This window comes from Prevotella sp. P5-108 (assembly GCF_002251385.1).
Lineage (GTDB): Bacteria > Bacteroidota > Bacteroidia > Bacteroidales > Bacteroidaceae > Prevotella.
Window position 1 is genome coordinate 65,818 of sequence record NZ_NPJJ01000008.1, and the last position, 21,177, is coordinate 86,994.

The 21,177-nt window shown below is 56.2% G+C and carries 20 protein-coding genes; 9 read left to right on the top strand and 11 right to left on the bottom strand.

Features of this window, described 5'->3' with window-relative positions; genetic code table 11:
* Positions 1-365 precede the first annotated feature (365 nt).
* Positions 366-2,234 (top strand): DEAD/DEAH box helicase, encoded by a 1,869-nt coding sequence (locus tag CIK95_RS01320; protein ID WP_022310632.1) that lies wholly within the window; start codon positions 366-368, stop codon positions 2,232-2,234.
* A gap of 588 nt (positions 2,235-2,822) precedes the next feature.
* On the opposite strand, the gene CIK95_RS12655 is transcribed toward CIK95_RS01320, so the two are convergent.
* Positions 2,823-3,017 carry a hypothetical protein gene (locus tag CIK95_RS12655; RefSeq protein ID WP_144007674.1) on the bottom strand — a complete coding sequence of 65 codons (195 nt, stop codon included), beginning with the start codon at positions 3,015-3,017 and terminating at the stop codon, positions 2,823-2,825.
* Between the two features lie 954 nt (positions 3,018-3,971).
* Here CIK95_RS12655 and CIK95_RS01330 point away from each other — a divergent pair.
* The gene (locus CIK95_RS01330; RefSeq protein WP_022309839.1) at positions 3,972-4,505 is read left to right on the top strand and encodes a TIGR00730 family Rossman fold protein; all 534 of its coding nucleotides are present in this window, start codon (positions 3,972-3,974) and stop codon (positions 4,503-4,505) included.
* Here CIK95_RS01330 and CIK95_RS01335 read toward each other — a convergent pair.
* Genes CIK95_RS01335 through CIK95_RS01355 form a run of 5 tightly spaced genes read right to left on the bottom strand, consistent with a single transcriptional unit; the run spans position 4,486 to position 9,394 of the window.
* On the bottom strand, positions 4,486-5,649 hold the full coding sequence (locus CIK95_RS01335) for a dicarboxylate/amino acid:cation symporter (protein ID WP_022309840.1): 1,164 nt from the start codon (positions 5,647-5,649) through the stop codon (positions 4,486-4,488). The genes CIK95_RS01330 and CIK95_RS01335 overlap by 20 nt on opposite strands.
* Positions 5,650-5,674: 25 nt before the next feature.
* Positions 5,675-6,325, bottom strand: a complete 651-nt coding sequence (locus tag CIK95_RS01340) for a CPBP family intramembrane glutamic endopeptidase (RefSeq protein WP_254046384.1) — start codon at positions 6,323-6,325, stop codon at positions 5,675-5,677.
* 4 nt (positions 6,326-6,329) lie between these two features.
* Positions 6,330-7,268 (bottom strand): prenyltransferase, encoded by a 939-nt coding sequence (locus CIK95_RS01345; protein ID WP_158215054.1) that lies wholly within the window; start codon positions 7,266-7,268, stop codon positions 6,330-6,332.
* The gene (locus CIK95_RS01350; protein ID WP_094387333.1) at positions 7,261-8,451 is read right to left on the bottom strand and encodes an FprA family A-type flavoprotein; all 1,191 of its coding nucleotides are present in this window, start codon (positions 8,449-8,451) and stop codon (positions 7,261-7,263) included. The genes CIK95_RS01345 and CIK95_RS01350 overlap by 8 nt, the downstream gene beginning before the upstream one ends.
* 1 nt (position 8,452) lies before the next feature.
* Complete coding sequence (locus tag CIK95_RS01355; RefSeq protein WP_094466055.1) at positions 8,453-9,394, bottom strand: carbohydrate kinase; 942 nt, start codon at positions 9,392-9,394, stop codon at positions 8,453-8,455.
* Positions 9,395-9,470: 76 nt separating this feature from the next.
* On the opposite strand from CIK95_RS01355, the gene CIK95_RS01360 reads away from it, so the two are divergent.
* Positions 9,471-10,712, top strand: a complete 1,242-nt coding sequence (locus tag CIK95_RS01360; RefSeq protein ID WP_094466056.1) for a pitrilysin family protein — start codon at positions 9,471-9,473, stop codon at positions 10,710-10,712.
* Positions 10,713-10,716: 4 nt separating this feature from the next.
* On the opposite strand, the gene CIK95_RS01365 is transcribed toward CIK95_RS01360, so the two are convergent.
* Genes CIK95_RS01365 through dapB form a run of 4 tightly spaced genes read right to left on the bottom strand, consistent with a single transcriptional unit; the run spans position 10,717 to position 14,089 of the window.
* On the bottom strand, positions 10,717-11,355 hold the full coding sequence (locus tag CIK95_RS01365) for a WbqC family protein (RefSeq protein ID WP_094421626.1): 639 nt from the start codon (positions 11,353-11,355) through the stop codon (positions 10,717-10,719).
* Entirely contained in the window at positions 11,334-11,858 is a 525-nt protein-coding gene (gene lepB, locus CIK95_RS01370; protein WP_022309847.1) for a signal peptidase I, read from the bottom strand. The genes CIK95_RS01365 and lepB (CIK95_RS01370) overlap by 22 nt, the downstream gene beginning before the upstream one ends.
* An 8-nt stretch (positions 11,859-11,866) precedes the next feature.
* Positions 11,867-13,321 carry a signal peptidase I gene (gene lepB / locus CIK95_RS01375; RefSeq protein ID WP_094466057.1) on the bottom strand — a complete coding sequence of 485 codons (1,455 nt, stop codon included), beginning with the start codon at positions 13,319-13,321 and terminating at the stop codon, positions 11,867-11,869.
* Between the two features lie 6 nt (positions 13,322-13,327).
* Positions 13,328-14,089: a 4-hydroxy-tetrahydrodipicolinate reductase gene (gene dapB / locus CIK95_RS01380; protein WP_094388855.1), complete on the bottom strand. Its 762-nt coding sequence runs from the start codon at positions 14,087-14,089 to the stop codon at positions 13,328-13,330.
* Between the two features lie 409 nt (positions 14,090-14,498).
* Between dapB and CIK95_RS01385 the strand changes: the two genes are divergently transcribed.
* The 4 genes from CIK95_RS01385 to dusB all read left to right on the top strand — a co-directional run bounded on the left by CIK95_RS01385 (position 14,499) and on the right by dusB (position 18,397).
* Positions 14,499-15,794 carry a DUF2851 family protein gene (locus CIK95_RS01385; protein ID WP_094466058.1) on the top strand — a complete coding sequence of 432 codons (1,296 nt, stop codon included), beginning with the start codon at positions 14,499-14,501 and terminating at the stop codon, positions 15,792-15,794.
* 68 nt (positions 15,795-15,862) lie between these two features.
* Complete coding sequence (locus tag CIK95_RS01390; RefSeq protein ID WP_094466096.1) at positions 15,863-16,282, top strand: thioesterase family protein; 420 nt, start codon at positions 15,863-15,865, stop codon at positions 16,280-16,282.
* A complete protein-coding gene (gene dprA / locus CIK95_RS01395; RefSeq protein ID WP_094387327.1) occupies positions 16,279-17,406 on the top strand; it encodes a DNA-processing protein DprA in 1,128 nt (375 codons plus the stop codon). Before CIK95_RS01390 ends, dprA begins: the two co-directional genes overlap by 4 nt.
* A gap of 7 nt (positions 17,407-17,413) precedes the next feature.
* Entirely contained in the window at positions 17,414-18,397 is a 984-nt protein-coding gene (gene dusB, locus CIK95_RS01400; protein WP_094466059.1) for a tRNA dihydrouridine synthase DusB, read from the top strand.
* 456 nt (positions 18,398-18,853) lie between these two features.
* On the opposite strand, the gene CIK95_RS01405 is transcribed toward dusB, so the two are convergent.
* On the bottom strand, positions 18,854-19,222 hold the full coding sequence (locus CIK95_RS01405; RefSeq protein ID WP_094387325.1) for a hypothetical protein: 369 nt from the start codon (positions 19,220-19,222) through the stop codon (positions 18,854-18,856).
* Positions 19,223-19,645: 423 nt separating this feature from the next.
* Between CIK95_RS01405 and CIK95_RS01410 the strand changes: the two genes are divergently transcribed.
* Positions 19,646-20,350, top strand: a complete 705-nt coding sequence (locus CIK95_RS01410; RefSeq protein ID WP_094466060.1) for an alpha/beta hydrolase-fold protein — start codon at positions 19,646-19,648, stop codon at positions 20,348-20,350.
* 16 nt (positions 20,351-20,366) lie between these two features.
* Entirely contained in the window at positions 20,367-21,134 is a 768-nt protein-coding gene (locus tag CIK95_RS01415) for a peptidylprolyl isomerase (RefSeq protein WP_094466061.1), read from the top strand.
* The last annotated feature ends 43 nt before the right edge of the window (positions 21,135-21,177 follow it).

Consider the following 21,177-nt stretch of genomic DNA (forward strand, 5'->3'; position numbering starts at 1 on the left):
GCTATTTCTCCGTCATCAACTTTCAATTTGATAGTGGGTTTTAGTTTTTCAGTGCCCTCCCTTGGGGAAGGCCAGGATGGGGCTTCCTCCCAGCAACTCTGTAGGAGTTGCGATTAGCCGAAGGCGTTACCCCTGCCACAATAATCCCCACCCCCACACTTGATATAGACCAACTATTGCGCCATGGCAATCACTTTTCCCGCAAAAACGATTGTCATTCATTGATTTTTGTGTACCTTTGCATCGAATTTACTGCAGCGGGCGCGCTGCTTGTGGGTTTTATATACATGAAGGTCATACACCCTATTAATGGCTGGGAGGGTGAGACGCCTTCCATGATTATTCATCATTAATAGGAAAAAACATTGAAGACATTTGAAGAATTGGGCGTGAGCGAGGACATTCGCCGCGCCATCAGCGAACTTGGATTTGAGCATCCCATGCCCGTCCAGGAAGAAGTAATCCCGTATCTCTTGGGCAACCGCAACGACGTGATAGCCCTGGCACAGACCGGCACCGGCAAGACGGCTGCCTTCGGTATTCCCGTGCTCCAGCGCATCGACCCTACAAGCAAGGAAACGCAGGCGCTCATCCTGAGCCCCACGCGTGAACTGTGCCTCCAGATAGCCGACGACCTCAACGACTTTGCCAAGTATATGCCCGGAGTGCATATCGTGGCGGTATATGGCGGCGCGTCCATCGAGGCGCAGATACGCACCCTGCGCCATGGCGTGCAGATTATCGTGGCTACCCCCGGACGACTCATCGACCTGATGCACCGTGGCGTGGCGCGTCTCGACCATGTGCGCAACGTGGTGCTCGACGAGGCCGACGAGATGCTCAATATGGGTTTCACCGACAGCATCAACGCCATCTTCGAGGGAGTGCCCGAAGACCGCAACACGCTGCTCTTCTCGGCCACCATGAGCAAGGAGATAGAGCGCATAGCACGCAACTATCTGCACGACTACAAAGAGATAGTGGTAGGCTCGCGCAACGAGGGTGCCGAAAACGTCAACCATATCTACTATATGGTGCACTCCAAGGACAAGTATCTGGCTCTCAAGCGCGTGGTAGACTTCTACCCACGCATCTTCGCCATCATCTTCTGCCGCACCAAGATCGAGACACAGGAGATAGCCGACAAGCTCATACGCGATGGCTACAACGCCGAAGCGCTGCACGGTGACCTCTCGCAGCAGCAGCGCGACCTGACGATGCAGAAGTTCCGCCAGCACACAGTGCAGCTGCTCGTGGCTACCGACGTGGCTGCACGAGGACTCGACGTGAGCGACCTCACCCATGTCATCAACTATGGACTCCCCGACGATATAGAGAACTACACCCACCGCAGCGGACGCACAGGCCGAGCCGGAAAGAAGGGTACCTCGATTTCCATCATACACACCCGAGAGAAGTCTAAGGTGCGCAACATAGAGCGCGTCATCGGCAAGGACTTCGTCGACGGCACCCTGCCCACCGCCGAAGAAATATGCAAGAAGCAGCTCTACAAGGTGATGGACGACATCATGAAGACCGATGTGGACGAAGAGCAGATAGCTCTCTATATGGACGAGATAAACCGACAGTTTGAGTATATAGACAAGGAGGACATCCTCAAGAAGATGGTGGCTGTAACCTTCGGCCGCTTCCTCGAGTACTACAAGAACGCACCAGAGATAGAGCGTCCCTCTACCCAGCGCCGTAGCGCAGAGGCTGGGAGCAAGGGCCGCCAGAGCGACCGCCAGCGTGGCCCGCGCAAGGCAGAGGCTGGCTACACCCGTCTCTTCATCAATCTGGGCAAGGCCGACGGCTTCTACCCCGGCGAGGTGATGCAGTACATCAACCGCCACGTCAAGGGTGGACGACAGGAGGTGGGCCACATAGACCTGCTCTCCAAGTTTGCCTATATCGAGGTGCCACAAGACGATGCTCAGCGCGTGATGCGCGCCCTCAACGGCACGGTATACAAGGGTCGTGAGGTGCGCTGCAACGAGGCCGACGAAGCCGGACACGGCAGAGCAGCTCGCGGGTCGCGCGCAGAGGGTCGCACACAGCGTAGAGACGAGAGAGGCGACCGCCGACCCAACCGCGAGCGCCGCACAGACCGTCAGCAGCATGGACGCGACGACTGGCGCAATCTCATCAACGGCAAAGCGGTAAACCTAAAAGGCGAAGAGCCCGACTTCAGTGAAGAGGGATGGGCAAGACGCCGACCCAAGAAGCAGAGATAGTTCACTCCTGACAGCCCTCATCCAAGCTCTGCCGAAGGGGAAGCCCTCTCCGGCTCATCGCAGGGTGAGAGTGAACAACCAAATCAAAAGATAGACTCGTAACACTACCCACTATCATCGTGGGAAACGAATGGGCGCCAAACAAGATGGCGCCCATTCTCTTTTCTATGACCCAGCGATGTAACGGAACGCAGTGCGTCGGCGCGGAAAGGCAAGAGGCAGAAAAGTAAAATGCGGCGATTATCAAGGCATATTCATCAAGACAGGACAAATGCCCATTCATCCTCGAAACCATTGACAGTGTGTTCCTTCCCCTTGGGGAAGGCCAGGATGGGGCTTTCTTCCGGCAACTCTGTAGGAGTTGCGATTTCACAGCCCAGGGTTGAGGGGCGAAGCACCTCTACCCTGGGTATTGATACAAAAAAGGGTAGCAACGCTGTAAGTGTTGCGATTAGCCGAAGGCGTTACCGCAGCAGAAAAATCAGCAGGCCGATAGCAAATGCCACAACCCCTAATATTAAATAAGGTAACGACAAAACACAAAAAACCGCAGCATCTGCTGGCGGCTTCGCCTTGGTGGAGCTGGTGTCACCGCCCGTCGGAAAACGAGTTTTCCTCCTTGTCGTCGCGACCATCACGTGCTATGCGCATCGGCCAATAACGATGTCGATACCGTACGGTGTGGATGTCGATAGCGGCCGATGTGGATGCCGTTGACGGACGGTGCGCATCACGCAAGGGCATCTCTACAACCCCGAGGGCACCCTCGCCGGCTCGTAACATTTGACACGAAGGCTCGTGACATAAGGCACGTGAGCACGTAACAATTGATACGAGACCACGTGACATACGTTACGAGCCAGCCAAGGGAAACCCCAGCCGAGCCTTCACCAAGAGAAATGAGTGTTACTACAACCTCCACAAACGCAGCAAGAATGAAATCCCACCCCTTGGGGAGGGCAAGGGAGGGGCCTTCAATGAACTCCCGCCCCTTGGGAGAGTTGGGAGGGTCGTCGACAAGCTGCTGTTTTTGTACCGCCAACGGCGGACTTTTTGAACGGCCAAGGGCCGCTTTTTTTACCGTCGCGGCTGCTGTCGCCATGCCGTGCATGACGGTGGGGATGGTGGGGACGATGAGGAGGAAAACTCGTTTTCTGACGGGCGTCACCGACAGGCACACCCAGGCGAAGCCGACAGCTGTCACCACGGCTTTTTGTATTTTGGTATCACCTTGTTTAGAATTAATGATTGTAATATTTGCCGCTGTCCCGCTGATGTTCCTGCTGCGGTAACGCCTGCGGCTAAGCGCAACTCCTACAGAGTTGCTATCCTTCTTTGTACCAATACCCAGGGTAGAGGCGCTGCGCACCTCAACCCTGGGCTGAGAAATCGCAACTCCTACAGAGTTGCCGGAAGAAAGCCCCATCCTGGCCTTCCCCAAGGGGAAGGAACACAATGTCAATGAATTCGTATATGAATGGACATTTGTTCTCTCTTGATGATTATGCCTCGCCAATCTCCACACTTTATCTTTCCGCGACACATAGCGCCACGCCGATAACCCGAGGTTCAGAGTTGCCGGGGGTGCGTACCGTCTACGGCGCATATTGCTTATTGATTACGACGGGATGGGAATAGGCAAGAAGTCTTATCCCGGTTTTCCCAAGAAGGATGGGAAATTGTTTGCTTTTTGTTGTAACTTTGTACCTATTAATATATACAACGACAAAAAGCATTATGAAAATTGGAGTTTTCTGTTCGGCCAACAACAACATAGACCCCGACTTCTTCACGGCAACTGAGGAGATGGGGCGGTGGATGGCTGACAACGGGCATACGCTGGTATTCGGCGGCTGCAACATCGGCCTGATGCAGTGCATAGGCAAGGCGGTGAAGGACCATGGTGGCATGACGATAGGTGTGGTGCCCACGCTCGTGGAACGCGGTGGCAAGAAGTTTGCCGACCTGGATGTAGAGATTGCCTGTGACAATCTGAGCGACCGCAAGGACCTGCTGGTGGCCCAGAGCGACATCATCGTGGCTCTGCCTGGTGGCGTGGGAACCCTGGACGAGATATTCACCGTGGTGGCAGCCCACACGATAGGCTATCACAACAAGAGGGTGATAGTCTATGACCTGAAGGGGTTCTGGGGCAAACTCATCGAACTGCTCGACGATATGCAGGAGCGTGGCTTCGTGCGCGGGTCATGGCACGACTATATCGACGTGGCCCACTCGCTGGACGACATCGCTAAGCTGTGTGTCGGCTGAAGAGACGGTTGACCACCACCGAGATGGCTCCGTCGCCGGTAACGTTGCAGGCGGTGCCGAATGAGTCCATCGCGATGTAGAGGGCGATGATGAGCGCCTGCTGCTCGTCGCTGAAGCCCAGGATAGTCGCCAGGGGCGCCAGGGCTGCCATGATGGCTCCGCCGGGCACTCCGGGCGCTGCCACCATCATGATGCCGAGCATGAGGATAAAATTGATGAAGGTGAGGGTGTCGTGGCCCATGCCCTCCATGAGGCAGATGGCGAGCGCACACGAGGTAATCTTCATCATAGACCCCGACATGTGGATGGTGGCGCAGAGGGGCACGGTAAATCCGGCGATGCTCTCGCTCACGCCATTACGCATGGTCTGCTTGAGGGTCACGGGTATGGTGGCTGCCGACGACGAGGTGCCGAGGGCAGTGAAATAGGCAGGCAGCATGTTGTAGAGGAGTCTGAAGGGATTGCGGCGGGCAATGATGCCGGCAGCGACAAACTCGTAGAGCAGGATGAAAAGGTGGAGGATGAAGATGACCACGATGATACGGGCAAAGACGGCAAGGATATGGTAAGCCTGGCCAGACCGCGTCATATTGAGGAAGATGCCGAAGATGTAGATGGGCAGCAGGGGGATGATGGCCTTGGAGATGGTGGTGGCGATGACTGCCTTGAAGTCGGCAAAGAGCCCCTTGAGCGTGGGCAGCTGGGCATAGGCGATGCACAAGCCCACGACGAAGGAGAAGAGCAGACCACTCATCACATCAATGAGCGGCGGCACGGAGATGGTGAAATAGGGCTCGATGGCGGTGGCCTTCTCGACCTGGGCAGAGGTGACACTGCCTATCATGTCGGGGAAGAGCCAGGAGCCGGTGCCAAAGGAGAGGAGCCCGGCAAAGACGGTATCGAGATAGGCTATGAGCACGGTGACGACCAGCAGCCGTCCGGCTCCGCGACCGATATCGCCGATGGCGGGGGTGACCAGTCCGACGATGATGAGGGGTATCATGAAACCCAGAAACTGGCCGAAGATGCTATTGAACGTGATGAACACACGGGTTAGGGGCAGAGGCAGCCAGTTGCCGACAACGATACCAAAGACGATGGCCACCAGGATGCGTGGCAGGAGTCCAAACTTAAATCTCTTCATAGGTCAGACGGTTGAGGAAAAACATTCAGAAAGGGAAAAACACAAAGGCGCAGGCGTCCCACACGGCGTGGGAGATGACAAGGGCGGTAAGCCACTGCGGGCGCAGACGGTAGAGAAGTCCCCAGAAGGCTCCTACCATCAGCGCAGCCATGAGCAGCATGAAATTGAAAGACCACACATGTATCAACGTATAGAGGGCAAGCGTGACGACAAACCCCACATTGACATTCCAGCGCTGGGAGAGGCAGCGCTGCACATAGCCGCGCCAGAAAATCTCCTCGGCAGGGCCGATGACAAGCAGGAGCAGCACGCCGATGAGGGCAGAGGCTGTGCCGCTCTTCATGCCATAAATCATGTCGACTTGGGGGCGGGCAAAGCTGAACAGCAACTGCGACACCTTGTCGCCCACCCAGAACACGCACCACAGCACCAGGGCGATGACCAACCCCAGGGCCAGCTGGCTGGCGGTGGGGCGGATGTCGGCAAGCCACTGGCGACAGAAACAGGTGGAGAGGGTGACAAGGATGACAGCCGAAGCGGTCATGGCATACCAGAAGTTGACCATCGGAGCCGTCCAGGGCGAGAACATCACAAACCATAGCACAGCGGCCACAGCCACCGCTATCCAGACCCGAGAGTCGTTGATTTTTGCCGATTCCATCGTCATATTGTCCATGTTTTTATACAAAAGAGGCCAAAGCAAATCCAAGGGAGTAAGAGAGTCCGAAGACGAGCTGCAGCTGCGCCGACATCTGGTCGAGCGCACCGATGTCTTGCTTGTCCTCGGTCTCTGCGGTCATCATCGCCCTGATGTTGCGCACGGCAACGGGCAGCGTGAGCAGCACAAGGAGCAGACAGAGGATGGTGGCAGAGTAGCCGAAATAAAATGCCATGACAAAGAGTACCAACAGATAGGGCACGACAAGATAGGCCACATAGAGGCGGCGCGACGCCTGCCACCCGAGGATGAGCGGAAGGGTAAGGAGTCCGGCCCGGCGGTCGTTGGCACGGTCTCGGGTATTGTTGGCATGGAGGATAGACACCGTGAGGAGTCCGTAGGGAAGACTGAGGAAAATCACGGGGAGATAGTAGACGCCTGTCATGACAAAGCAGGTACCCAGCGCGGGCAGGACGGCAAAGCAGAGCAGGATATCGACATCGCCGAGGGCATGGGCCTTGAGCCAGGGATAACCCAAGGGCAACGCCACCGCAAGGACGCCTATCCACAGCACCTCAATGTCTGAACGGAAGAGGATAAGCACGCCCACGGCAGCACCTATGGCAAGGAGCAGAAGGCCATAGACCAATATCTCGCGCGGACGGAACACGCCCGACGATATCCAATGGACACCATTGGGGCAGCCGGGGAGGTCTACGCGACGCACATGGTCGTAATAGTCGCTCACGAGGTTGCCTCCGCCATGGAGCAGCATAATCATCAGCAGGCTGAGGAAACCGTTGGCGTAGTCGGGAGCAGAGGTTGAAGGCCCCAAGTCAATGTCGTGATGAGAGGCAAAGCACACAAAAGCCAACGTCGCTATCACGGGAATGGCAGAGGTGGAAAAAGACCAGGGGCGGAGCGCTATAAACCAGTCTTTCAGCGTGCGGGGATTACTCATCGGCAAGGAGTTTTTCGGCCATGGCTCTTCCCAGCGCCTCGCACTGAGCCTGAGTCTCGGCATTGAGAGACTGCTTCATCTCAACGGGAGTGCCGACGGCCTCGAAGTGAAGTCGGGTATCGTTCCACTCAGTAATCTTCTGCACGGCCTTACCTGCCCAGGCGTAGCTGCCAAACCACCCGAAGAGGCGGTCCTTGACGTCGCGGTTGGCAATCTCTGCCAGCAGCACATCCATCTCGTGGTAGAGTCCGGCGTTATAGGTGGGCGCACCGACGATGAGTCCGCGATACTTGAAGATATCCCGCAGGATGTAGCTGTGATGGGTCTTGGAGACATTGTAAAGCAGAATGTCCTTGAGGCCGGCTTTGGAGGCTGCCTCGGCTATGACCTCGGCCATGCGCTCGGTGTTGCCGTACATGGTGCCATAACAGATGACCAGGCCAGGCACTGTGGCGTAGCGGCTCATGCTGTCGTACATGCCCACGACCTTGTCGATGTAGCTGTGCCAAACCGGGCCGTGAGTGGAACAAATGTAGGCGAGCGGCAGACCGGCGAGCTTCTTCAGGGCGTTCTGCACAGGGATGCCATACTTACCCACGATGTTGGAGTAGTAACGGGTCATCTCGTCCCAGCACCAGTCGGTGTTGATGGCGTCATCGATGACACCTCCGTTGAGGGCTCCGAAGCAGCCAAAGGCATCTCCGCTGAAGAGGGTTTGGGTGGCAGACTCGTAGGTCATCATGGTCTCGGGCCAGTGAACCATGGGGGTGAGGTGGAAGGTAAGGTTGTGCTTGCCGAGAGCGATGGATTCGGCGTTTTTCACCTCTACACAGTTATCGGTGACACCATAGAAGCCCTCGAGCATACCGATGGCCTTCTTGTTGCCTATCACCTGCATATCGGGATAATACTGGCGCAGCAGGGCGATAGACCCGCTGTGGTCGGGTTCCATGTGGTTGATGACGAGATAATCGACGGGGCGACTGCCGATGACTTCGCGGATATTGCTGATATATCGGGCAAAGAAATCGACCTCCACGGTATCGATGAGACACACTTTGTCGTCGTCGATGAGGTAAGAATTGTAAGAGACTCCATATGGGAGCGGCCACAGTCCTTCGAAGAGCGACTTGTTGCGGTCGTTAACTCCTACATAGTAAATGTTATTATTAATAATGTTCATATTAAATATGATTTGGTAATTGCTTGTTGTTGCCGAAATCGACTGAGATATAGTTGTAGATACTCTTGCAACTCTCGGCGGCAAACGCCAGCGCGTCGGCGATGAGTCCGTCCCACTGCTGCTGCGTAAGCCCGCGGTCGAGATGGTCTCGGGTGATGCCCTGGCGCAGCAGACCGTAGATGAAACCGGCGTTGAAGTTGTCGCCGGCACCTATGGTACTCACTGTGTCGGTGGTGTCGACAGGGTATTCGCCCACCACGCCACCGTCGGCCAGCACCACGGCGGGCTGAGCGCCTCGGGTGCAGATGAAGCGCTTGCAGTAGAACGAGATTTCGGCTTTGTAGATGGCCTCAGGGTCCTGCTTGCGGTAGAGCACCTCGAAGTCGTCGATACTGCCACGCACAATGTCGGCATAGTCAAGGTTGTCGAGCAGATTGGGCGTGACCTTCATCACATCGGTGCGATGGGAAGGACGGAAGTTGATGTCGTAATAGATGATGGCACCGGCAGCGCGCGCCTGGTCAAGCAGGGCTACCACCTGCTGGCGCACGGCGGGGTCGAGGGCATAGTAGCTGCCTATGAGCACGATGTCGTCGGCGTGGAGGTCAGGGATATTGATGTCCTGGCGGTCTACGTGACTGTCGCGATAAAACATGTACTGGGCATTGTTAGCCTCATCGAGAAAGGCAAGCGACACGGGCGACTGGCCATGGGCAAAGCGCTGCACATAGTCGGCGCAGACGCCATTGTCACTGAGAAAACTTACCACCTGGTCGCCGATACGGTCGCGGCCGGCATCGGTAAGCATCGTGGAAGCCACGCCACAACGGCCAAGGGAAATCATGGCATTGAAGACCGAACCTCCAGGCACAGCGCCCACAGGTTGGTTGTCCTTGAATATGATGTCGAGCACAGTCTCGCCTATTCCTATTACTTTGCGCATATCAGTTATTTTAGATGCAAATATCTATATTTTTACGCAATTATCAAAGCAAATTTCCGTAATTTTGCACATAATTATGGAATATAACTCATGCACTCTGTCGAATGGTCTGAGGGTGATACACCGCCCCTCGGCGTCAAGGGTAGTTTTCTGCGGATATGGCGTGGCTGCAGGCTCGCGCCACGAAGCCAAAGATGACGAAGGAATCGCCCATTTCTGCGAGCACGTCACCTTCAAGGGCACTGAGCGGCGCAAGGCGTGCCACATCATCAACGCTCTTGAGCGCGTGGGCGGCGACCTCAACGCATTTACCAATAAGGAAGACACTTTCTTCTATGCCGCCGTGATGAACGACCATCTTGCGCGGGCGGTGGACTTGCTCTCCGACATGGTTTTCCATTCGGTCTATCCCCAGCACGAGATAGACAAGGAGGTGGAGATTATCTGTGACGAGATAGAGAGTTATCACGACAGTCCCGCCGAGCTCATCTACGACGAGTTTGAGAACCTGGTCTTCGCCGGGCATCCCGTGGGCCACAACATCCTGGGCAATGCCGACAGGGTGAGGCGCTTCACCACCGCCGATGCGCTCCGCTTCACGCGCGAGCATTACCGTGCCGACCGCGCCATCTTCTTCGCTTACGGCGACATCGACTTCGGCCGACTCACCCGTATGCTGTGTAAGGCTATGGACTGCACGGTGGCTGCCGAGGGTGCCCAGCGCAAGCCATTTTCGCCCATTCCATCGCCATTCATGCAGCCGCTTACGGGTCAGACCATCGTGAGCGAGCGTCATACCCACCAGGCCCACGTGATGATGGGCAACCGCACCTTCGACATCCACGACCCGAGACGCATAGCGCTCTTTGTGCTCAACAACATCCTGGGTGGACCGGGCATGAACGCCCGCCTGAACATGGCATTGCGCGAGCGCAACGGACTGGTCTACACCGTGGAGAGTTCGATGGTCTGCTATGGCGACACAGGCATGTGGGCCACCTATTTCGGCTGCGACCCTCACGAAGTGAAGCGCTGTATGCGCCTGGTGAGGAGCGAGCTCAACCGCGTGTGCGACCACAGCCTCACCGAGACCCAGCTCGCCAACGCCAAGCGCCAGTTGAAGGGGCAGATAGGTATTGCCTGCGACAACAGGGAGAACTTTGCCCTCGATTTTGCCAAGAGCTTCCTCCATTATGGTTGGGAGAAGGACACCGAGCGGCTGTTTGCCCAAATCGACAGCGTTACCGCCGCCGACATACAGCAGGTGGCGCAGACGGTCTTTGACCCTACGCAGCTCACCACGCTTATATATAAATAAGGTATCAGAGATAGAGTATCGACTCGTTGCCCTGGTTGAAGAGGAGGTCGAGGATGCTCAGATTAGGAATGAATCCATGCCGCTGGGCATAGACCTGATAATAACGCTGAGGACAGAAAGCCGCATCAGGCAGCGGCTTCTTCGGACGTATAGACTCACGATAATCACCGATAGCATCGGCATTATCGTGAGTTTCTGTTTTGATATAACTCTCGGTGGCACCCACATCCACACGCAGGTCGAGCAGCTCTATCATCTTGTACATGATGGCCTCGTTGAAGTCATACAGAAACTCCCACTTCTGCTCGAAGAAGGGACGGATGTCATCCTGATAATACTCAAAGAAGGCACTCTCGCCGTAGGCCGAAGCGAGGGCGTTCCAGTGCACATGCCGCCAGTTGGCGTGGTCAGAGATACGGATATCGGTGATAAGCATCGAGTCGTCGTGGGTCACGGGGATAGAGAGCGTCTGCGCGCCATTGGCCGTGGCGATGACCATGCGGTTGCGGTAGGTCTGCTTGATGAAACTCTCATGCCGCTCTATCAGACAGGGCTTATGCCGGTGGAGTTTCTGATACCATTGTATCGGACCGAAATAAGTGGTGGAAAGAAGGGCTGGTGTCAGCGTATCGGGAGAAACCATCGAGAGTTGTCGAAATAATAATTGTTGAAATTGTAGATGACCGAGGTGGCTCTGCCGATGATGTCGCTCTCGGCGACGAGCATATCGCCGCCATGCTGGTTGGGGTTGACGATGCACGACGACATGCAGCCACAGGTACACACCTGGCATCCACGCGGGATGACATACATCTGGCCGTCAATCTTGACCGTATCGCCGGGCACAGCCACTACTCTACCCATCATTACAGCCCTCTTTGCAGCAGAAGAGACAGGCGCATCGAAAGCGATGAAATCGCCCTTTTCTACCGTTTTACGGGCTATACGGCAGTAGCTTATCCAGTCGTTGCCACCCACACGCAGTCCATAGCTCCAGCGATTTACCAGCACCCTGTCGCCCTGCTTCACGGCAGGGGCGAGCGTGTTGTCGGGGATGGTGTAGATGGTACATACAGACACACGAAACAGGAAGAGCAGCACTGCTGCCGCTGCCACAATCAATAGGGTTTTGACAGTGCCGCTCATAGTCCTACTTACTTGATGTTATCTACCCAACGGAACAGACGGCTCCATCGTATGCCGCCGAAGCCCTTACGGTCGGGGTCAGAGCTCCACCAGATAAAGATGGGCTTGCCCACCACGTGGTCTTCGGGCACAAATCCCCAGTAGCGCGAGTCTTCCGAGTTGTGACGGTTGTCGCCCATCATCCAGTAGTAGTCCATCTTGAAGGTGTAGCTCTTGGCCTGCTTGCCGTTGATAAAGATGCGGCCACGGTCGTCGACGCGCAGGTCGTTGTCTTCATACACCTTGATGCAGCGCTCATAGATGGGCAGATTCTTCAGGGTCAGCTGGATGCTCGCGCCCTTCTTGGGAATCCACACGGGACCATAGTTGTCGCGGGTCCATCCGGTGTAGGCGTTCTTGGGATAGAGTTCGAAGGTCGAGGGGTCGTTGTAGAACACCACGGAGTCTACCAGATCCTTGCGCTCACGCAGCGCCTTGACGGCACGGGCCGTGAGAGGCATATATCCGTTCTGGTTAAGCGACAGCAGGTCTTCCATAGAGATACCCAGCTGCTGCAGCATCTCGTCGGGGATTTCCTTGCCCGGCTTCAGGTCTACCGCATAGGCATACTGCACATTGTCGGGCTCCTTGTTGGCCTTGCCATCGAGATAGACGATATGGTTCTTGATTTGGAGGGTCTGTCCGGGCAATCCCACACAGCGCTTCACATAGTTCTCACGACGGTCGGTAGGACGGCTGCTGATGTCGCCAAAATCCGTGGGCATGCTGGCCAGATAGTGGCGGCCCAGCCCGTAGATTTCACCATAGTAGCGGCGCTGCTCCATAGGGTTCATGCTGCTCACATCGGGCGTGGCACCATACTTCTGCTCATAGAGGTTGGCACCGAAGCCGTAGACCATAGAGTAGTACTGGGTGGAATAGCGCTCTTCGGTGAGGATGCTGTCGCCGGCAGGATAGTTGAACACCACAATGTCATTGAGCTCTACATGGCCCAAGCCCTTCACGCGGCGATAGTCCCAGTGGGGCCAGGAGATGTAGCTGTTGGTATTGATTACGGGCAGCGTGTGCTGGGTGAGAGGCATGGTGAGCGGGGTCTGCGGGATGCGGGGGCCATAGCTCACCTTGCTCACAAAGAGATAGTCGCCCGTGAGCAGACTCTTCTCAAGCGAAGAAGAGGGGATGACATAGTTCTGGAAGAAGAAGAGGTTGATGAAGTAGACAGCCACCAGTGCAAACACGAGGGCGTCGACCCAACTCATCACAAACCTCACAGGAGCCTCGGCATCACGCCACCACTGCCAGCGTATCTTCTTGGTGATATACACATCAAAGATGAAGGGCACAACCACCAGGCCGAGCCACGATTTCACCCATACGAGAAAGAGAAGATACAGTGCCAGTACAACCAGAAACTTGGTCCACTGCACTTTCATATTGAGTTTGGCTTTTGTCTTGTCTATCATAGTCGTTTAGAATTTGAAGAGGTCTGAAGTAGTGAGCAGTCCGCTGTGCTGGGCGGTAAACTCGGCAGCCAGCACGGCACCGAGGGCAAAGCCCTTGCGCGAGTGGGCGTTGTGCTCGATGCTTATCATGTCGGCCTCAGAGTCGTAGATGACGGTATGGATGCCGGGCACCTCGCCGTCGCGCACGCAGTTGATTACCAGGTCCTCGTCGGTGATGTTGCCGTCACCTTCGTCCTGGTGGCCGTCCTCGGTCCAGTAGGTCACACCGCGTTTCCAGTCCTTCTTGCGGTCTATGTTGTCGATGATGTCCTCTGCCAGAGTGATGGCGGTGCCGCTGGGGGCGTCGAGTTTGTGCACGTGGTGGGTTTCCTGCATGCACACATTGTACTCGTCAAACTGGTTCATAATCTTGGCCAGATAGCGGTTGACGGCCGAGAAGATGGCCACGCCGATGCTGAAGTTGGAAGCCCAGAAGAGGGTGTTGGCGCCGTCCTTGGTCAGGTTGACCACATCGTCCTTATGGTCTTTCATCCAGCCTGTAGAGCCGCTCACCACCTTCACGCCATGGCTGAACGCCTTGAGGTAGTTGCCATAGGCGGCAGTAGGATTGGTGAACTCGATGGCCACGTCGGCCGAAGCGAACTCAGGCGAGTCGAAATCGTCTTGGTTATTGACATCGATAATACTTACAATCTCGTGGCCGCGTTGACGGGCAATCTCTTCTATCATGTGCCCCATCTTACCGTAGCCGATAAGTGCTATTTTCATATCTTGCTTGCTGTTTGTTCTGTTTGTCCCGCCCGTCACCGCGCTTTGCGTGCGATGGCTTGTGGGCATCAAGGGCAAAGTTAAACATAAAATTTGGGATAATCCGCCATTGATCACGATTTTTTACCTCCCACAGCAGCATTTTTACCTTATTATATATATAGAGGGCTGCTGTTAACGTGATTTAAGAGGACGCAGAGGCCGAAACTGCCGTAGCGACGGCCGCCCTGCCGACCGCTCCGCTACCGCCAAGGGGCGCCGCCATGACACGCCCCCACCCCTCCCGACGCAGCCGACGGGGCGGCGAAAAGTGATTAGTTTGATGGCGCACAGCATATTTTCATCCACATCCAACGGGCGTTTGCGAAAAAAATCGTATTTTTGCACGATAAGTATTTTGCTCACGCCAATGGAACAACTGCTGCACTATGTATGGAAACACAAGATGTTTCCGTTAGGCCATCTCTCCACCACCGACGGGCTGGAGGTCGAGGTGATAGACCCGGGACTGCACAACAACAATGCCGGACCCGACTTCTTCAACGCCAAGATACGCATCGACGGCACCCTGTGGGTGGGCAACATCGAAATCCATACCCGTTCTTCCGACTGGTATCAGCATGGCCATCAGCGCGATGCACGATACAACAACGTGATACTGCATATAGCCGAGACGGTAGACACCGACGTGGTGACCGAGAGCGGAGAACGCCCGCCCCAGCTCCAGCTCAGCGTGCCCCAGGATATCAGTATGCGCTATACCGAGCTCGCCGCCACCGACAAATACCCTCCCTGTTACCACATCATTCCGTCGCTGAGCCGCCTCACCGTACATAGCTGGATGAGCGCACTGCAGACCGAGCGGCTGGAACAGAAGACCGAAGCCATAGGACAACGGCTGAAGCGATGCAACGGCTCGTGGGAAGCAGCCTACTTCGTCACGCTGGCGCGCAACTACGGTTTCGGCGTCAATGGCGACGCCTTTGAGACCTGGGCATACCACATCCCGCTGAACGATGTGGCCCACCATCGCGACGACCTTTTCCAAGTAGAAGCCATGTTTATGGGCCAAGCCGGGCTGCTCGCCCCTGAAGCCGTCCCGGAGCGTTATCGCGACAGCGCCAACCACGACGACTACTGCTGCCGACTGCGCAGCGAGTACCGCTACCTCGCCCACAAGTTCGGCCTTACGCCTATGGACCACCATCTATGGAAGTTTCTGCGGCTGCGACCACAGAACTTCCCCCACATACGCATCTCGCAGCTGGCGCAGCTCTACTTCTCGCGCCAGGCAGGGCTGAGCCGCATACTCGAGTGTACCACCGTCGCCCACTTGGCCGAGGCGCTGCACACATCGGTCACCCCCTACTGGAAGACCCATTACACCTTCGGCTCCGAAGCCGAGAGCAACGATAAGCAGATGTCGCCCTTCTCCATCAATCTGCTCATCATCAACACCGTCATACCCCTGCTCTTCGCCTACGGGCGCTACAAGGGCAACGAGGCGCTCTGCGACCGCGCCTTCAGTCTGCTCGAACAGGCCCGCGCCGAAAACAACCACATCGTGAGGCTCTGGCGCGAGTGCGGACTGGAGGTCGAGAATGCCGGCGACTCCCAGGCGCTCATCCAGTTGAAGTCGGCCTACTGCGACCGCCGCGACTGTCTGCGCTGCCGCTTCGGCTACGAGTATCTGAAAGCCCGATGAAATGGGCCGAAACCGCCCCCGACACCGTCACCATTATAGATAAACAGCATACAACCCATAAGACAATGATAAAGAAGTATATCTTTGAGACCCGCATGGAAGTGAGAGACTACGAGTGCGACATCCAGGGCATCGTCAACAATGCCAACTATCTGCACTATACCGAGCACACCCGCCACCTCTTCCTGAAGCACACGGGGCTGAGTTTCGCCGAGATGCACAGCCGCGGCATCGACGCCGTAGTGGCGCGCATGAACCTGCAGTACAAGCAGCCGCTCAGATGCGACGACGTGCTCATCTCCCGGTTGGCCTTGCACAAGGAAGGCATACGCTGGGTGTTCGACCACGACATCTTCCGCGCCAGCGACGAGCGCCTCTGCTTCCGCGCCACCGTCGAACTGGCGGTGCTCATCAACGGCCGCTTGGGCACAAGCGACGAGTACGACAAGGCTTTTGCCCCCTATCTCAACGACAGCACGCACCCATGAGCCACGAGCAAGACGTCATCCACGCCATCACCCTCACCCGCATAGGTTTCTACAACATGGCGGGCATGCTCGACCTCCTGCGCCGGGCAGGGTCTGCCACGGCCATCATGGAGCATAGCGCCGATATACGCCAACTGGTGCCCGACGCCTCGCCCAGGCTGGTAGAGGCTTTCCGCAACAGCGGCGACGCCGCCCATCGTGCCGAGGTAGAGTATGCGTGGGCCGTGGAGCATGGTGTAAGGGTGCTCTGCTATGGCAGCAGCGACTATCCGCAGCGACTCAACGACTGCCCCGACGCACCGCTGGTGCTCTACTACAAGGGCAATGCCGACCTCAACCAGCAGCGCGTCATCAACATCGTGGGCACGCGCCGCTGCACGGTCTACGGACAGGACATCATACGCCGCTTTGTCGCCGACCTGCGCCAACTGTGTCCGCGCGTGCTCATCGTGAGCGGATTGGCTTACGGCGTAGATATCTGTGCCCACCGCCAGGCGCTCCAGCAGGGCTTTGAGACTGTGGGCGTGCTGGCACACGGGCTCGACGACCTCTACCCCACCGCCCACCGCGACACTGCGGTGCAGATGCTGCACCAGGGCGGACTCGTCACCGAGTTTATGACCCAGACGCGTGCCGACAAGATGAACTTCGTAAGGCGCAACCGCATCGTGGCGGGTATGGCCGACGCCACCCTGCTCATCCAGAGCGCTGCCAAGGGCGGCGGACTCATCACCTGCGACATCGCCCAGAACTACGGCCGCGACGTGTTTGCCTTCCCCGGCCCGGTGGATGTCGAGGAATGTCGCGGATGCAACAACCTGATACGCGACAACGGCGCCGGACTCATTACCTCGGCCGAGGACTTCGTCAATGCCGTCAACTGGAACGACCACCGGCTGCTTGAAGCCACGCGCATGGGCATTGAGCGGCAGCTGTTTCCCGACCTCTCGGCAGAGGAGCAGACCGTCGTCGACGTGCTCAGCGCCACCAACGACCTGCAGGTCAACCTGCTCACCGTCAAGACCGGCATACCCATATCGCGCCTCTCGGCACTGCTCTTCACGCTCGAGATGAAGGGCGTGGTAAGGTCACTCGCCGGCGGAATGTATCATCTGCTCAAATAAGTAAGTTATGAAAATAGGAAATATAGACCTGGGCACACGCCCACTCTTTCTGGCGCCGATGGAAGACGTCACCGACATAGGCTTCCGCATGCTCTGCAAGCGGTTTGGCGCCGCCATGGTATATACCGAGTTCGTATCGGCAGAGGCCATCATCCGCTCGATACGCTCCACGCTCAACAAGATGGTGCTGCACGACGAAGAACGGCCCGTGGGCATACAGATTTACGGCCGAGACACCGCCTCGATGGTCGAGGCTGCCAAGATCGTGGAAGAAGCCAAGCCCGACGTGATAGACATCAACTTCGGATGCCCCGTCAAGAAGGTGGCGGGCAAAGGCGCCGGAGCCGGCATGCTGCGCAATGTGCCGCTGATGCTCGAAATCACGCGCGAGGTGGTCAAGGCGGTCCATGTGCCCGTGACGGTAAAGACCCGACTGGGATGGGACAGCGACAACCTCATCATCACCCAACTGGCTGAGCAGCTGCAGGACTGCGGCATACAGGCGCTCACCATCCACGGCCGCACACGCAGCCAGATGTACACCGGACAGGCCGACTGGTCTCTCATAGGCGAGGTGAAGCGCAACCCACGCATACATATACCCATCATCGGCAACGGCGACATCGACTCGCCTGAGTCGGCACGGCGCGCGTTCGACGACTATGGCGTGGACGCCGTGATGATAGGCCGCGCCACCTTCGGCCGCCCGTGGATATTCCAGGATATACGCGAGGGACGCGACACGCTGACACTCGACGAGAAGATTGACGTGCTCAAGGAGCAGTTGCGCATCAACGTGGAGCGCATCGACGAATACCGGGGCATACTCCACACCCGCCGGCATCTCGCGGCAAGTCCCATATTCAAGGGCATACCCGATTTCAAGCAGACGCGCATAGCCATGCTCAGGGCTGACACCGTAGAGGCGCTCACGGACATTCTCGAGGAGTGTCGCCACAGGCTCAAAGCCATAGAAGAGCATAACGAATAGTGAGTGACTGCGCTCACACCGCACATCACTGACCACACAGCAATCTCCGGACAGCCCACAACAGGCAGTCCGGGGATTTTATGTTGACTCCGCCCTGCCTGTCAGCACAAGTGGGTGTGACTGGGATGATGTTATGACGACCTTCTATGACGACAAACGCTATATGACAATAAAATAAAACCGCATGGGAAAAAACAAACATACTATAGCTTGGTTATCGGTTAATGACAAGTTCTATTTAGTTATTGCAGGGCGCAAATCACTCATATAGAACCTCAAATTATGGAAATATTGACATGAAAGTAATATCAATGAGTGCGCTACGCACATCAACAGGTATGGACAAAAAAAAGAGCCAAAAGGGAATCTTCTATCAGATGCCTCCGGCTCTTTGGGTATTTATATAAAGAATGTGTATGTCTGTATAAGACGGCTATTTCCTATTAAGTTAGATTTTTATGCGTACTTGGAGTAAATCATGTTGAACACGTGGTTGTCCTCGCTGGTCATGGGCGCATAGGCGCCTACGTAGTCGATGGTCTGGTCGGTCACCTCACAGTCAGCGTTACCCGCGAAACGATAGACGATGCTGTCGTTCTCCACATAGAAGTTGGGGAAGTAAGCCTCGTTCATCATGTCCATGGTAGGGTTCATACACATGCCAAAATCTATGCGGTCGTCATAGATCACGATATTGGCTGTAGGATTCTCTGACAGCATGATGCCGTGCTCGATGGCCTCGGAGAGATACATGCAGGCTGTGCGGGTGATGTTCTTCACCGAAGAATCCACTGTGATGTCCAGATTGTCGAATTTTGAGTACATAACTCTTGCGTTTTGATGGTTTTCTTTTTCCTTAATGGTCTTTCCCGTTGCGGGATTATCCTTTACAATTTTTTGTCCACGCTGAGTGGCTTGCTTGATTGTTGCAAAGGTAATGGGAAATCTCGCGCACCACAAGAAAATAATCTGCGCGCATCTCCCATTTGGTCATTTTGTCCGTAATTTTGGTTTTAATATGATTTTTATGCGTCATTTGGTCATTTTTCTTATACAAGTACACTTTTTAGACATATCCTCTATTTTTCCCTTTTCATCGTGTTTTGGTTGAGCAATGCGACACTTTGAACAGTCCTGTACATAGGAAAGTCACAGCACATGACTATAGCCACATTGGGCAAGAATGTTTTTTGGCGGTCGCACATAATATTTCCAACCCTTTCGTCGTTTATATAGAAAAGGACCGAAATGAAAGCATTGGACATCGACAGCCAGCCCTGTCTCATCCACACGACAGGCACACCCAAGGCAGTGCTCATACAGCTGACCGCCCGCCACGAGCGCAAAACCATAGACAGCGAGCTGAGCCTCATAGAGCAAGGATCCCAGATGGGCTTTGTCTTTGTGGGCATCGACCTGCAGCAGTGGGCACTCTCCCTCATGCCCTGGGCCGACGAGGCGGTGGCGAGAGACCCCGAGGTGGGGCGTCACGCCATAGATACGCTCGACTATGTGACCCGCCAGCTGTTGCCCTATATATATAATAGGTATGGACAGCTGCCCTGTATCCTCGGAGGCTACTCTCTGGGCGGACTCTTCAGTCTCTGGGCGGCATCGGAGTGTCCTCTCTTCGACGCCGTGGCGGCAGCCTCGCCCTCGGTGTGGGTCAAGAACTGGGACAACTATGCTGACAGCCACCCCAGCATGGCACGCAAGGTATACATGAGCCTGGGCGACCGCGAAGAGCATGCCCGCAACCAGCGCATGGCTGCCGTGGGCGACTGCATACGCCGCCACCACGAGCGGCTCAAGGCACAGCTGGGCGACGGCAGCACCACGCTCGCATGGAACAAGGGCGGCCACTTCGACCAAGAAGACCAGCGCATGGCCGACGCCTTCCTCTGGTGTCTCGAGCGCATCGACGGCGATAAAATGGACGAAAACAAACGATAACCGCACAACTACTGATATGAAGAAGACCCTCATCTCTACCCTGGCGCTGCTCATGGCAGCCCTCGGCGCCAAGGCGCAGACAGCGCCCGCTACGGCGCAACGCCCCGAAGTGCTCATCGAGACCACTATGGGCAACATCCGTCTGCAACTCTACAATGAGACGCCGCAGCACCGTGACAACTTTCTCAAGCTCATCCGTACCCACCACTTCTACGACTCGCTGCTCTTCCACCGCGTCATCCCCGACTTCATGATACAGGCGGGCGATCCGCGCAGCAAGCATGCGCCCGCCGGCGAACTGCTGGGCAACACCTCGCTCGACTATACCCTGCCCGCCGAGATACGGCTGCCGCAGATTTTCCACAAGCGCGGCGCACTGGCGGCTGCCCGGGAGGGCGACAAGACCAACCCCGAGCGACGCTCGAGCAGCACCCAGTTCTATATCGTCTATGGCAAGGTGTGCGACGAGACCACCCTGGAGCGCGGACGGCAGAATCTGAAACAGCTCTTCGGCGACAGCATCACCATGAGTCCTGAGATGGAGCGCGTCTATACCACCCTGGGCGGCACACCCCATCTCGACGGTGCCTATACGGTGTTTGGCGAGGTGACAGAGGGCATGGATGTGGTCGAGAAGATACAGGCGGTAGAGCGCGACGCCAATGACCGTCCGCTCACCGACGTGCGCATCGTCAGAGCCACCATCACGCGCGATGTACCGGGCATGGAGCCCCGTCCCAAGGCCACTCCCAAGCGCACAAAGAGAATGGCAAGACGCAGATAAACAACAACTTTTGCCGTCTTTTCTTGCGTATCTTGGTTTTTAT